At 61.3% G+C, this 12,693-nt stretch carries 13 protein-coding genes and 1 tRNA gene; 3 read left to right on the forward strand and 11 right to left on the reverse strand.

Going from position 1 to position 12,693, the window contains the following annotated elements:
* Position 1: 1 nt before the first annotated feature.
* Together BUA41_RS00995 and BUA41_RS01000 are read right to left on the reverse strand one after the other, a co-directional pair.
* Positions 2 to 631, reverse strand: a complete 630-nt coding sequence (locus BUA41_RS00995; RefSeq protein ID WP_072818789.1) for an NUDIX domain-containing protein — start codon at positions 629 to 631, stop codon at positions 2 to 4.
* A gap of 89 nt (positions 632 to 720) precedes the next feature.
* Positions 721 to 1,362 (reverse strand): tetratricopeptide repeat protein, encoded by a 642-nt coding sequence (locus BUA41_RS01000; RefSeq protein ID WP_072818791.1) that lies wholly within the window; start codon positions 1,360 to 1,362, stop codon positions 721 to 723.
* Positions 1,363 to 1,466: 104 nt separating this feature from the next.
* Between BUA41_RS01000 and greB the strand changes: the two genes are divergently transcribed.
* Positions 1,467 to 2,000, forward strand: a complete 534-nt coding sequence (greB, locus tag BUA41_RS01005; RefSeq protein ID WP_072819411.1) for a transcription elongation factor GreB — start codon at positions 1,467 to 1,469, stop codon at positions 1,998 to 2,000.
* A gap of 64 nt (positions 2,001 to 2,064) precedes the next feature.
* Here the strand turns inward: greB and BUA41_RS01010 are convergent, their stop codons facing one another.
* The 4 genes from BUA41_RS01010 to BUA41_RS01025 form a co-directional block, all read right to left on the reverse strand.
* A complete protein-coding gene (locus BUA41_RS01010) occupies positions 2,065 to 3,309 on the reverse strand; it encodes an AMP-binding protein (RefSeq protein WP_072818793.1) in 1,245 nt (414 codons plus the stop codon).
* Between the two features lie 83 nt (positions 3,310 to 3,392).
* Entirely contained in the window at positions 3,393 to 3,770 is a 378-nt protein-coding gene (pyp, locus tag BUA41_RS01015; protein WP_072818795.1) for a photoactive yellow protein, read from the reverse strand.
* Between the two features lie 208 nt (positions 3,771 to 3,978).
* Positions 3,979 to 4,977, reverse strand: a complete 999-nt coding sequence (locus tag BUA41_RS01020) for a methyltransferase (protein WP_072818798.1) — start codon at positions 4,975 to 4,977, stop codon at positions 3,979 to 3,981.
* Positions 4,974 to 5,753 carry a methyltransferase gene (locus BUA41_RS01025; protein ID WP_072818800.1) on the reverse strand — a complete coding sequence of 260 codons (780 nt, stop codon included), beginning with the start codon at positions 5,751 to 5,753 and terminating at the stop codon, positions 4,974 to 4,976. The genes BUA41_RS01020 and BUA41_RS01025 overlap by 4 nt, the downstream gene beginning before the upstream one ends.
* 335 nt (positions 5,754 to 6,088) lie before the next feature.
* Here BUA41_RS01025 and BUA41_RS01030 point away from each other — a divergent pair.
* Positions 6,089 to 6,165: transfer RNA gene (locus BUA41_RS01030), tRNA-Arg, on the forward strand.
* 2 nt (positions 6,166 to 6,167) lie between these two features.
* On the opposite strand, the gene BUA41_RS01035 is transcribed toward BUA41_RS01030, so the two are convergent.
* From BUA41_RS01035 to BUA41_RS01050, 3 genes are all read right to left on the reverse strand, one after another.
* A complete protein-coding gene (locus BUA41_RS01035; protein WP_072818802.1) occupies positions 6,168 to 6,350 on the reverse strand; it encodes a hypothetical protein in 183 nt (60 codons plus the stop codon).
* Between the two features lie 814 nt (positions 6,351 to 7,164).
* Positions 7,165 to 7,347, reverse strand: a complete 183-nt coding sequence (locus BUA41_RS01045) for a hypothetical protein (protein WP_072818807.1) — start codon at positions 7,345 to 7,347, stop codon at positions 7,165 to 7,167.
* Positions 7,348 to 7,507: 160 nt separating this feature from the next.
* The gene (locus tag BUA41_RS01050; RefSeq protein WP_072818809.1) at positions 7,508 to 9,499 is read right to left on the reverse strand and encodes a sensor domain-containing diguanylate cyclase; all 1,992 of its coding nucleotides are present in this window, start codon (positions 9,497 to 9,499) and stop codon (positions 7,508 to 7,510) included.
* A 273-nt stretch (positions 9,500 to 9,772) separates the two neighbouring features.
* Between BUA41_RS01050 and BUA41_RS01055 the strand changes: the two genes are divergently transcribed.
* The gene (locus BUA41_RS01055; RefSeq protein ID WP_072818812.1) at positions 9,773 to 10,129 is read left to right on the forward strand and encodes a DUF488 domain-containing protein; all 357 of its coding nucleotides are present in this window, start codon (positions 9,773 to 9,775) and stop codon (positions 10,127 to 10,129) included.
* A gap of 91 nt (positions 10,130 to 10,220) precedes the next feature.
* On the opposite strand, the gene BUA41_RS01060 is transcribed toward BUA41_RS01055, so the two are convergent.
* Positions 10,221 to 11,417, reverse strand: a complete 1,197-nt coding sequence (locus BUA41_RS01060) for a porin (protein ID WP_072818825.1) — start codon at positions 11,415 to 11,417, stop codon at positions 10,221 to 10,223.
* Between the two features lie 453 nt (positions 11,418 to 11,870).
* On the reverse strand, positions 11,871 to 12,665 hold the full coding sequence (locus BUA41_RS01065) for a ProQ/FINO family protein (protein WP_072818827.1): 795 nt from the start codon (positions 12,663 to 12,665) through the stop codon (positions 11,871 to 11,873).
* Positions 12,666 to 12,693 lie beyond the last annotated feature (28 nt).

Consider the following 12,693-nt stretch of genomic DNA (forward strand, 5'->3'; position numbering starts at 1 on the left):
GTCATCTCCTTGCTCGTAGTGAAGCTCGTTCGCGCGCCAGCCAGTAGAAGGCGATCAGACACATGGCATTGTCGAGTCGCCCGGCCTCGAGGAGTTCCCAGGCCTGGGCAAACGATAGCACATGCACCAGGATATCCTCGTTTTCCTCGTCGAGACCATGCACTCCACCCAACCGGCACGAATCCACCAGACCACAGAACATGGTGACCCGTTCGTCGCAGGCGCCGGGGCTGGGGTAGTAGGTATGCAGCTCGATCAGCTCGAGTATCTCACACCCCGCCTCTTCCACGGTTTCGCGGTAGGCCACGTCGGCTGGATTCTCTCCAGGCTCGATCAATCCGGCCACCGGCTCCAGTTTCCAGGGGCTCAGCGGATCGTCCAGGGCGCCGGCGCGTACCTGCTCCACCAGGACGACACGGTCCCGCTCCACATCGTAGAGCAGCACCCCTACCGCATCCCGGCGCACATGCACCTCTCGGGTGACCACGTCGCTCCACCCTCCCTCGAACAGGCGATGACGCAGGTGGCGCTGCTCGAGACTGAAGAACCCCTGATACAGGCACTCGGTGCCGGTCCGCTCGATATCGGTAGCCGTGAAGCGTGGGGTATCCAGCGAGATCCTTTCGGCCATGCGGCCTCCTTGGCAGGATGGAATGTGCTAGCGTCGCTCGACAATACACCATTATCGGGACCGCGCCCGGCAATTCCAACCGCGTCGCCCTACTGGAGGGAAGTCACGAGTTCCCGCGCCTGGGCGCGCAACGCCTCGTCGGAGACCTGGCGCTCTTCCCGGGCCTCGCCCTCCACGGCGCGCCGTGCATGTTCCAGGGCTTCCCGGGTGCGCCCCTCCTCTTCCAGGAAGGCCGCATAGTAGTAGTTCACGTCGATGCCTTCAGGGCGTATCGCCAAGGCCTTCTGGAACATGGTTTCGGCGGTCTCGCTGTTGCCGAAGCCCACCGGCCAGCCGGGGACCCGGTCGTAGAGCGCTCCCAGGGTAACGTAGGCCGAACCGCCGTTGCCTTCGGGGTCGAGCTCGAGGGCCCTCTCGAGAATGGACCGAGCCTCCTTGGCCAGCCCCAGAGCCCCCAGGCCACCTGCCGCCCGGGCCTGGGAGGCAAGCACGATACCCTGCCAGATCAACACCCGAGGATGATCGGGATATTGTCGAACAAGCGCATTCGCCTCTTCGGCGAGCGCCTCGAGCGCCTTGGCCCGGGCGCCTTCGGGCGTCTGGGTGGTAACATGCTCCCAGCGGTTCTTCAGCGCGAACAGTTCGCTGTCCTGGGCCAGTGCGCCAGGCCCGCCGAAGGCCAGGACGAAGCCCAGGATACTGGCCGGCAGCAGACGGGAGTGGAATGGCATGGGGGACTCCTCGAAATACGTTATGGTTGTTGTGCGGCATCGCTATGCCAGAGTGCAATGTAACGAACGTTTGAATGATTCGCCACCAGCAGGAAGGCTTTACCATGAAAGGCCGTAACATGACGCGCTGGCGGGACCCGGCCACGGACCCGCGCCAGGAGAAGAAGAGCAACCTGATCACCCCGGAGGGGTTTGCCCGGCTCCAGGGCATTCATGATCACCTCTCGCGGGTACGCCGCCCCGAACTCTCGACCAAGGTCGGCGAGGCAGCGGCGCTGGGCGATCGCAGCGAGAATGCCGACTACACCTACAACAAGAAGGAACTCAACCGGGTCATCGCGCGTATTCGCTACCTGGGCAAGCGCCTCGAGGAACTCCAGGTGGTGGATCGCCTGCCCGCGGACACCGGGCGCGTCTATTTCGGCGCCTTCGTGACCCTGGAAGACGAAGCCGGCGAGGAACTGGCCATTCGCATCGTAGGCCACGACGAGACCGACACCCGCAAGCGCTGGATCAGCGTCGATGCCCCGCTGGCCCGTGCCCTGCTAGGCAAGGCTCTCGACGAGGAAGTCACCGTCGCCGCGCCGGGCGGCGACACCACCTATGTCATCACCGAAATCGACTACCGAACGCCTTGACTGGATTTCAAGGCGCTGCCTGAAAGGTTCAACGCCGTATCGTCAAGCGGGGGAGATCGTGATGCTACAGCTCCCAATCGCCTGGCTTACCCATCGCTCCCGTGGGCAAATTCTCACCGAAGGTAAAGACCCGAGGCGTTTCCGGGGCCGTCAGGTGCATTCGACACCACTGGGTAAGCTTCTCGGTCAGGGCTCCCGCGGCCTGTAGCGGCGTCGAGGGCACCACGAACGCCTTCAGGCGCCCACCCTCCTCATGGGTCATCAGTCGTACCTGAGCCCTGGCCACCTGGGGCAGGCTTTCCAGCAGCCGCGCAATCCTCCCGGGATAGACGTTGACGCCCCCCACCTGGACGGCCTCGTCCTTGCGCCCCCGGGGGTGGAAATGGCGATCATCCAGCCAGTGCAGGTCATCCGCCAGGGCATAGTGGTGGTTGCGATCGTCCCGGAGCTCATTCTCGGCCACATCCTCACGCCGCCAGCGCGGCAGCAGCCGATAGGACTCATCGGCATCGACGCGCGCGCCCACCCCCGCGGTCTCGCTCGAACCGTAGATTTCCACCATCGCGGTCAGCCCCTGGCGACGCAGTAGGCGGATGATCTCTGGATCGCTCGCCCCCGTGGAGGTCAGCCCCAGCACCTTCTCGGGGAACCTCAATGCCTGGCGGCTCAACTGCTGCCAGACGAAAGGAAACCCCACCACGACATCCCCGCCCTGAAGTCGCCGCGCCTGGGCCAGCGCCAATGCCTGCTGCCCTCGTACCACCGGCAATTCCAGAAGCTGAGGCACCAGCACGGTGAAGATGAAGCCATAGATATGGTGGCAAGGAGCAAGCGCCACCACTCGCGTCAGGCGATCGTCCAGTACATCCTCGAAATAGCGGGCGAAGAAGGCAGCTTCTTCGACCAGGGTTTCCCATCGGTGAACGCAGACTTTCGGCGTGCCCGTACTGCCCGAGGTGGTGAAGGCCAGGTTGCGCGCCCCCCTGTCGCGTGCCGTCGCCACCAGTGTCACCCAGTCGCCCAGTGTCTTGTAGCGCAACAGGTAATCCTCGAGACCGCTCTCGTGCAACTGGAAGCAGGTATTCACCCGGGTCGCCAGGGCGATCACTTCCATCGAGTCGGCGTTCAGGGAACGCGCTGCCCCTTGCCCATCGGCCGACTCGAACGAACCATGAATAAGCGTCGTCTCATCCCATGCTGTCGTGTCGAGATCATGGTCGCTGAGGTGCCTGAGCGCCTTCAGCTCGTCGGCCAGCAGGGATTTCAGGACGTGCAACAGACTGGATTTGGACAACGTCAACATGGACATGGTGGGACTCTTGCCTCGTGCGGCCTGGTAGATGGACGGTGACGAGCTGGAACAAGGCGGGTCGTCCCTGACCCAGGAGAACCTTACAAGCGCTTGACGAAGACCCAGTAGGAATCGTCGGAAAGTGCCTTCTTCATGTGCACCTTCACCTTGGTGGGCTTCATGTCATGGTCGAAGGTGTATTCGAAAAGGGTGTTCAGGCTGTCGCTCTTGACGCCCGTGTCGAAACGGCCTTTGAATTCCGGCCTGTTGGTGCAGGGCGCGACATCGCGGAAGAAGTTTTTGCCGATCACCTCGCTGGGCTTGCGGCCGGTGATATCACCCTCGGCGGCATTGTATTTCAGAATTGTACCGTTCTTGTCCAGCTGGATCGCACCAAAGGCGACCTTGTCCAGTTGCTGACTGGACATTCTGGCCAGCGAGTTTTCGATATTGTCGGCACCAAAGCTCAAGATTTCCATCGATCACACCCTGCGTTGAGTTATGTAAACCTGCATAGGACTTTAAAAGTCATACTTGAAACCAGGAGTGATACTGAATTTCCCACCTCTTTTTGTCAAGCTCTTGTAAAAGTATTCAAGGCAAATGTACAACCCCTGAGATACCGTCCTGCTCGTCAGGACAAGTTTGCCTCTCCACGCTTCTCCGTGAATGCCAAGATAGCGAGCACTAACGACGCCTAATCGCGCGATAGACACGGAAGCGGCGATCGTCGGCAAGGATATCGAAGCCACCGAAGGCCGCCTCGAGGAGATCGGGATAGGGCAGGAAGGCGTTGGCGACCAGAGTCAGCCTGCCGCCCTTCTCGAGATGACCCGGGGCCTCGCGGATCAACCGCGCCGCGGGACCACGATCGATGGCCCGCTCCTGATGAAACGGCGGGTTACTGATGATGGCATCGAAGCGCGCGTCTTCGGGCAGTGCGGCATAGACATCGCCCTGCAGGACGCTGCCGCTCAGCGCGTTGGCGGCCAACGTCCGCCGCGTGGCCTCCACGGCAAAGAGGCTGCTGTCCACCGCCGTGACCTCGGCACCTCGCGCCGCCAGCCAGGCAGCGATCACACCGTCACCGCAGCCGACATCGAGTACCTTTCTCCCCGCGAACTCAGAAGAAGCTGGCAGGTTGTCGAGCAACAACCGGGTACCGGCGTCGAGCTTGCCATGGCCGAATACCCCGGGATGGCTGACCAGGCGCAGGCCGAGTGCCTCGAAGCTCGTCCAGGCATCATCCGGTACGAGCCCCACCGGCCCGAGGCGCGTCTCGAACAGCGTGCAGCGCCGTGCGTTGTCGAGCTTGCGACACCCCAGCCCCAGGGCCGCGAGCACCTTCAACACGCGCCGGATGCCGCCCTGATTCTCCCCGACGATCTGCAACCGAGTGCCTTTCGGCAATTGCGCGCACAACGCCAGCAGCCACCATTCGCCCAGGGCATGGGCCTTGGGCCAGAACAGCACCGCCCCGGGCACCGCCGCGATGGCTGGAGAGAGGTCGTCATATACCGTCGCGCCGCGTGCGCGCCACGCCTGGCAGATGGCCAGATCGGCGCTCCATACCGGGCCCGGATGATCGTCGAGCCACGGATCCATGGGTGGCGCCACCCATAACCAGTCCCGGTACTCCTCCGACTGGCGTTCGAGCAGTTGGCAGGCAGGCGTGATGGCTGTCATGGGCAGGATTCCGATTGCAGGGGTTTGCGAACGCTGTACAGCAGATAACGGCCCAGTCGCCAATGAGGGTCGACATCGCAATAGCGGCGCTCGAGCTCGAAGAGCCGAGCCAGGGTCGCCTCGTCCGGGTCGCGCTCGCGCAGATAATCATGGAACACGCGAATGCCGGCGACATGCTCGACGACCAGCTTCCGCTCGGCCAGCCAATGACCGACCTGGGCGTGGGTCAAGGGCGAGATCGGCGTCAGTCGCTGCCGCTTGCCGGTGCCCTCGAGACGGTCGTCGAGCGCCTTGCCCAGATTGCCCTTGACGATGTTGGAAAAGCGCAGCGCATCGCGATTGAACACCATGAGCGACAGATGGCCACCGGGAGCGAGCAACCCGTCGATGATGGCGATCGCCTCACGCGGATCGGCCAACCATTCGAGGACCGCATGGCACAGGATGAGCGGCCAGGGTCCCGGCGCATGGTCGGGCAAGGCCTGCAACGGTACCGCCAGGCAATCGACATCGGCGTCACCCAGCGTTTCGCGCGCCCGGCCCAGCATCTCCTCGGAAGGCTCGGCCAGGGTGACGGCGTGACCGCGGTGGGCCAGCCAGGCGCTCATCTGCCCCAGGCCGCCACCGATGTCCAGTACCGGCTGGCCCTGGAGCGGCAGCGTTCGCGGCAACAGATGGTCCAGCAGTGCCAGGCGCAATTCGCCGCGGGCCGCCCCATACAGGCTGGCGGCAAACTTGTCGGCCAGGCCGTCGAAGATGCGATCGTGGGTCGTCAAGAAGCCCCTCCTTCCGAAGCGGGCCAGTTTAGCCTCCCCCCGAGCCGACTCCAACCGATTCGACATTCCAGACGATGATGACGTGCCTGGCATGGCTTTGTGCAAGGGAATTGCTGAATAAATCGCCGAGCGAAATAAGCGGGCGTCGCTACGCTGCAAGGCGCTCGGAGCGCAGAAAACGAGACGTAACATGGGTTAGGCGAGTTTCGACCGGGCTGGCGCACCAGCAACGCGCGACGCAGCAATTCGTCCGTGTAGGCATTTATGCAGTGATTCCCAAGCGGTGGGTTTATCTCGAGGAGTGGGATGCCTATAATGCCCAGCGTCTTTCGACTGCCCCCATAGCTCAGCTGGATAGAGCGTCCCCCTCCTAAGGGGAAGGTCTCAGGTTCGAATCCTGATGGGGGCGCCAGCTCAGCCCACCAGCAACTGGCCGAGCATTCCCAGGATCAGGAGTCCTCCGAGCAGCGCCCCACCGCACAAGAGCCAGGCGCCGAGGCTGTGCTTTCGCTTGCGAAGTCGTGAACCGCATTGGCTGCACTTGAAGGCCAGATCACTGGCGTTGTGACTGCATCGTGGACAGGCGACAAGGGCCATGATGTTTCCTCGCTTGTGGTGGTGTTCCCTGGACACTACCTCCAAAGATCGGCGGACAGGGCGGTGCCTTTAACCGCAGGGCGAACTCTGACCGCTTTCGCCCTGTTACAAACGAGATACATCAGACTATTTATTTATGCGGGCTGATGAAAAAGGGAATTCCTTGCCGAATATTTACCCTTGATTTCGTGGAACTTTTTCATGCAGAAAAATATATTTCCGAGGATTAGACTGTAACTACGACAGGATAACAGAGCGAGTCACGAAAATGGCGTCCGAATTCTCTCCCGCCACCATGTCTTTCGACGCTCTCATGCACTCTCTTCGCGAGGCGGAAAACGATCCCGCTTACCGTCTTCGGGAAATCAACAGAAAGCTCCGGGAAGCCACACTGCGGTTGAAGGTGGCAAATTCTCGGGTACAGCACGGCCTCGTGGATCTCAAGTTCGAGCTCATGCAATTTCAGCAACGCCACCCAGGGCCCGACTCGAAGAACCCGCCGACCGAATGACAGCAATGTCCAGCCGACAACCATGATCAATCCTGTCGGTCGGGCAACAGTCAGCAATTTCCTGCCTTCCTTCTCGCCCAAAGAAATGGCGCGACAGCCAAGGTGGCTACCGCGCCAAAAACGATCGTTGCCAGTTACTGTCACTGTTACTTTGCTTGCCCTTGCTCTTGCCCTTGCCCTTGCCCTTGCCCTTGCCCTTGCCGCCTGAGAGAGTCGCCTATCCAGGAACGACCCTGCCAGATATATCCACGACTATGAGCCCTGAACCGTAAAGCTCCCTAGTAACCACACCGAATGGTGGTGTTATCCCATCATCTGGCCACACATCTCTCGATTGGCCTGGAGAGCATCGAAATAACTGTGAAAACGATGGATCTCTCGCACTTTTCCTCCTGTCGTTTCCTGCAACACCCAGTAATCCGGCTTCCTGAGCTTGTGACCATTGCCGGTGGTGGTCGGAGTGATCTTGAAGCTGCGCTTGGCCATATCGTTTTACTCACGTCATCTGCAAAACACAGCTTAATCATGAAATAAAAACGAACGCTTTGAAACATTATTTTACTACGTAACTCAATGTAACAAATTATTAGCGCAACCATCCCCGTGTGGATGGAAAAAACAATACTGCCGGTCGCCGGCAGGCGTGTCATCCGTGACCGGGCGCCGTCCGGGCAGCGTAGGGCGGCGAGGTGGTCTCCTCATCGACCATGATGACGTTCCTTCCCTGGGCCTTGGCCTGGTAGCTCGCCTGATCCGCCCGCTGCATGGGAAGATCGATATGGTCGTCGTCGGCGCGAAGCGCCGTGACACCCAGGCTGAGTGTCACCCGGTAGCGCTTGCCCTCGTGCTCGACGCTCGACTCCTGAACGGCCTCCCTCAGCGCTTCGGCGGTCCTGCGAGCATGGTCGAGGTCGCAACCCGTGAGCAGCAGGGCAAACTCATCCCCACCGTAACGCGCCACGTGGTCGCTCTTGCGGACCTTGTGACTGATCAGCTCGGCGATTCGCTTGAGCATCACATCGCCCAGCGCATGACCGCCCTCGTCGTTGATCGGCTTGAAGTGATCCAGGTCGAAGAGGATCAATGTCGAGAGCGTCCCCCCCTTGAGGCGATCCACCAGCGCCTCTTCAAGGCGTCGCTCGAAACCACGCCGGTTGAGCAGGCCCGTGAGCGGGTCGTGCTCGGCCTCCCAGCGCTGCAGCATCTCCATTTCCCGCTTCTGGGTGATGTCCTTGAACGTGCCCACGAAGCCGATTGGCCGACCGCTGGGCAGCCGTACCATGCTGGCATGGGACTCTACCCAGATCGTTTCACCCGACGCAGTGATGTAACGGTATTGACGCTGGAAGTCGCGCCCGCTCGCCAGGGTGTCCTTCCAATGGTCACTGACGTCCTGCTGATCCTCGGCATGGATGTACGCCGTGTGACCTTGCTGTTGCAGTACCTTGTAGTCGTACCCCGTCAGGCGGCACATGGCGGGGTTGGCATAGCGCAACCCTCCATCGAGGCCATAGACGAACATGCCCGCCGGCGATGAATTCAATACCGCATCCAGAAACGCCTGGCGTGCCAGCATCGTCGACTCGGCCTGGTGTTTTCTCTCCAGCACGCGATTGAAGGTCTCGGCGACCTTCTGAAGCTCGATGATGCGTGTGTCCAGTTCGACGCGTTCCCGTTTCCCCTGCCCCACATCGCCGATCTGTCGTTCGAGTCGATCCAGCGGCGCGAGGGCGACTCGCAAGAGCCACCAAAGCAATAACAGCATCACCGCCACGGTTACCGACCCCACCAGCCACAGGTTGCGAACGAACCATTGCAGCGGTGCGAAAGCCTGGGACTGCGGCACCATCACACCCACGATCCAGTTCGCCGACCAGACCTGGCGATAGGCCTGCAGCGCCATCCGGCCATCGAGAAGCTGGCCGACGGCGGTGCCCTGCCACCCGGACAACGCCATATCGAGCAAGGGATACTGTTGCGCGGAGGGCACCGCCTGCAGGATCAGCTCCTGATTCGGGTGCACCAACACCTTGCCCGAGGCCGTCATGACCGCGGCATAGCCCTGATGGCCGATGCGGATGCGGCGCAGCTTGTCGAACAGAGTGCCCTCCATGACCTTGGCCACCCCGCCCACGACTCCGGCGAAGCGGCCTTCGTCATCCAGCAGCGGTACGCTCAACAAGGTCAAGGGGGTACGACTGGCTCGCCCAAAGAAGGGCTCGCTGACATGGGGACGGCCGACCTGACGCTGGAATTCAAAGAATTCCGACTGCGTCGTATCCAGGCCCTGACGGCCCTCGACTCTCGGCCAGTCCGCCACGACGCTTCCCTGATCGTCGATCACCACCAGGCCGTCGAACAGCGACAGCAGCGCATCGTTGTGCTCCAGTTCATCCACCAGCTCGGAGGAAGAACGCGCTTTCAAGGTGCTGATGCGCCGCGCCAACCGTTCCAGGGCCTCGAAGCGCAGTGTCACTTCCTGGTCGATTTCCCCGGCGATCATGCGCGCCTCGTAGTCCAGGTGCTCGTTGGCCACCTCGCTGATCAGCGACTGACCCGAGTACCAGGTCGACAGCAGGATCGCCGCCACCACCACGAGCCAGCCGACAGCCAGCCCGAGCAGCAGGCGCTTGTGCATCGTTCTGATGCCGAAGCTCGGAAATCCGATACCTGAAAGCCTCCTGACGTTGTCCCGACTCAAGCTGCGTCCTCCGGATGGCAGGCCCCGTCGGGGCGGTGTTGTCCTATGTTATGGGAAGCCAGCGCTATCCGATGGCATCGTCTACCTTAATCCAGATCAACAATGACAATTCGAAGAAAAGAGCGTGTTTTTGCAGGTTTTGTATGAAAGCTCGGAAATGCGAGCGCCTTTCGGCCAAAACCCGGGATTCAACAGCGACAGGAGATCATCATGAGCCAGGGAGACATTCGACTGAAACGCGCCTACGACGCCCCCGCCGACAACGACGGCAAGCGCATACTGGTCGACGGCATGTGGCCACGAGGCGTGAAGAAGGAGGACGCCGACATCGACGAATGGCTGAAGGATCTGGCCCCCAGCAAGGAACTGCGCCAGTGGTTCGGCCACGATGCGGACAAGTGGGAGGAATTCAAGAAACGCTACAAGGAAGAGCTCAAGGATCACTCGGACGCAATGAAGACGCTGCGCGACTACCACAAGGACGGCCGCGTCACCCTGGTGTTCGCGGCGAAGGACGAGAAGCACAACAACGCCGTGGTGCTCAAGGAGGTGCTGCAGAAGGGATGAGGCAACGTCGACCAGCGGCGAGCGCCCACGAAAAAGCCGGCCCTTAGGCCGGCTTCGTTATCACACAAGCGGTGATCGGTATGGGGTCCGCTTAGAAAGCGTAGACCGCACCCACGGCGATGCCGTCGCCGATGTCTTCTTCGCGGTCATACCAAGCCACTTCGGCAAAGGTGTACATGGCCGAGGAGATGTTGTAGGTCGCGCCCAGGATGATTTCGTTGTAGGACTCATCGCTAGTGTCGGTGGGCAGATCCTGATCCTCGACCGCAACTTCGAGGGTGTCGCCGAAATCGTCGCCGCCCACGTCGACATACTGGTAGGCGCCGTAGATATCGCCCATGCCGTAGCCGTAGCGAGCACCCAGAGCATAGCGGTTCTCGGAAGGGACAAAGTCCTCGTCGCCGGACTCGTAGCGCTCGTACTTGAGCGCCATGCGCAGGGCGTCCATGGTGTACTGGAAGGTCACACCGTACTGCTCGCCTGCGTCGAAGTCATTATTTCCAGCTGCGGAGCCCTGGTCGCCTTCGGCAGAAATCAGCTCGCCGTTAGGGTCAGCAACCAAGTATTCTGCGCCGGAAACATCCCCTTCATAGTTATCAAGGTTGTCGTAGACACCCGCCACAGAGAAGGCGCCCACGGTGTACTTCAGACCGCCGAAGAAGGAAGCGTTGCCGGAATCCGAGATGTTCTCATTCTCGTCGCTACCCTTGTACTGGGAACCCACGGCGAACTGCAGGCCACCGAACGACGGTGACATGTACTGGATCTTGTCGCCTTCGTTGTCGTTGTCGGCGTTCTGGGTATTGAAACCGTCATCGCCTACAACGGAGGCGTCGGTGACGTCGAAGAACTCGTTGTTGGTGATCGGATCCTGGATCCAGTCGTCGATCAGGCGATCCCAGGAGCCCAGGCGGGCATCACCGAAGTTGCCTTTCAGACCGATATAGGCCTGGTCGCCGGTGTCGATGCCGCCGTCACCCTTGGCTTCATCGGCGTCGAATTCCCACTCGGCCTTGAAGTAGCCGGTCAGGCCCGGGTTGATGACATGCTGACCGGTGACACCGAAGGTGGAACCGTTGTCGAAGATTTCGTCACGAGACTCGGAACCTTCACCACGCTGAAGGACTCCATCATCGTTGTCATCTGTCTCAATGCTTTTGTAGGCAATCTGGAGGTTGCCGTAGATGTCGAGCTGCGTGCCGTCCTGGTTGTAGACCGTGGCGGCCTGGGCAGCGGCGGAGGCACCGATGGCGCCGGCAATGGCAGTTACTAAGAGCGTCTTTTTCATCGCGATAGTTCCTTAACTAGCTTACTGTTCGATCGTTGTCTGCAGTGTGCAGCCAGCTTGCCAGGCGCCTCCGCGGGTAGCTGGAGGTATTGCCATAGTCAAGCCTTGTTATTATCCAATGCTCGCAGGGGAAACCTTATACCGGGTCTTTCAGGAACGCAACAAGAAAAAAACACTGTTTTTAATCCTGCCGCGAAAAAAGCCCTGGATCGCCCTTCCACTAACGCCTCCCGTCTGACCGGAGCCGCCAACCTCGGCGCTCCGGGCATTCCATCGCCTCGAGTCTTCCACCCATGAGCGGAAGATGTCAGCGCGAACAGTGTTCATGATGGCAGCGTTGACGGAAGTTTCAAGTCCATCGAGCGTTAAAAGATGACACAGGTCAAGAAGCCGCGCCCTCCTGGGTGGCGCGGCTTCCTTTCGAAAAAGGGGAACAGGCGGTCGAGATGAGGCTCAGTGGCGGCCGTGCTTGGCCAGCAACTCGCTCAACTTGTTGTCGAGGCGGGCGTTCTTGCGCGATTCGGGATTGCGTTTGCTGGCAGCCTCTCGCTGGCGCTGCTGGGCCTGGAGCGATTCGAGCTGCTTGTGCGCATGGCGCGCTTCGCCTTCGGTGACCACGCCCGCCGGCTGGCCGTCCAGATCGACCCGTTCGGCGCCGACTCGCACCGCCTTGAGATAGCGCGGCAGGTGCACATAGCAGGCCAGTGCCCGGCGCACCAGCTTGTCCGGCCAGGGTTCGCGCGCCACCAGGTCCTCGTGAACGCCCACCTTGAGGGGTCGCGTATGGCCCTTGAAGAAGGTGTCGGTATAACGCCGATACCACTGGTCGAGCAGCGCCTGGGGAGTCGGCGGCTCGTCGTCGGGAAGCGAGTTCGTCTGGCTATTTTCGGCCTGGCCTTTGTCGGCGGCGTGCGAGAAGGCTGGCTCGGAACTCACGGCCGTCGTGTCGTTGCCGGGCGGCGAAGCGGATTCGGCGACCGGTGCCTCGGGCTCGGCCGGAAGCGGCGCCTCGGGCTCGGCGCGACGCGGCAACGGATAGCCGCGTTCGGCAGCGCTGCGAGGCACGGCTTGAGGCACCGCCGCGGCCTGGGCAAGTGCCGCTTCGCGTTGCTCCAGGGTATCGCGCAAGCGCTGATTCTCGGCTTCCAGCACTGCGAGCCGCCCGCGCAGACGAGCCGTCTCGTCCAACCCTCGCTGCGCCTGAAGTTCCAGAGTGTCGAATAGCGCGGCTACGCGTTCCGTCAGCACGGTGTGGCCTCCTTGGGCTGCCTTGAAC

The sequence above is a fragment of the Modicisalibacter ilicicola DSM 19980 genome (assembly GCF_900128925.1).
Taxonomy (GTDB): Bacteria; Pseudomonadota; Gammaproteobacteria; order Pseudomonadales; family Halomonadaceae; genus Modicisalibacter; species Modicisalibacter ilicicola.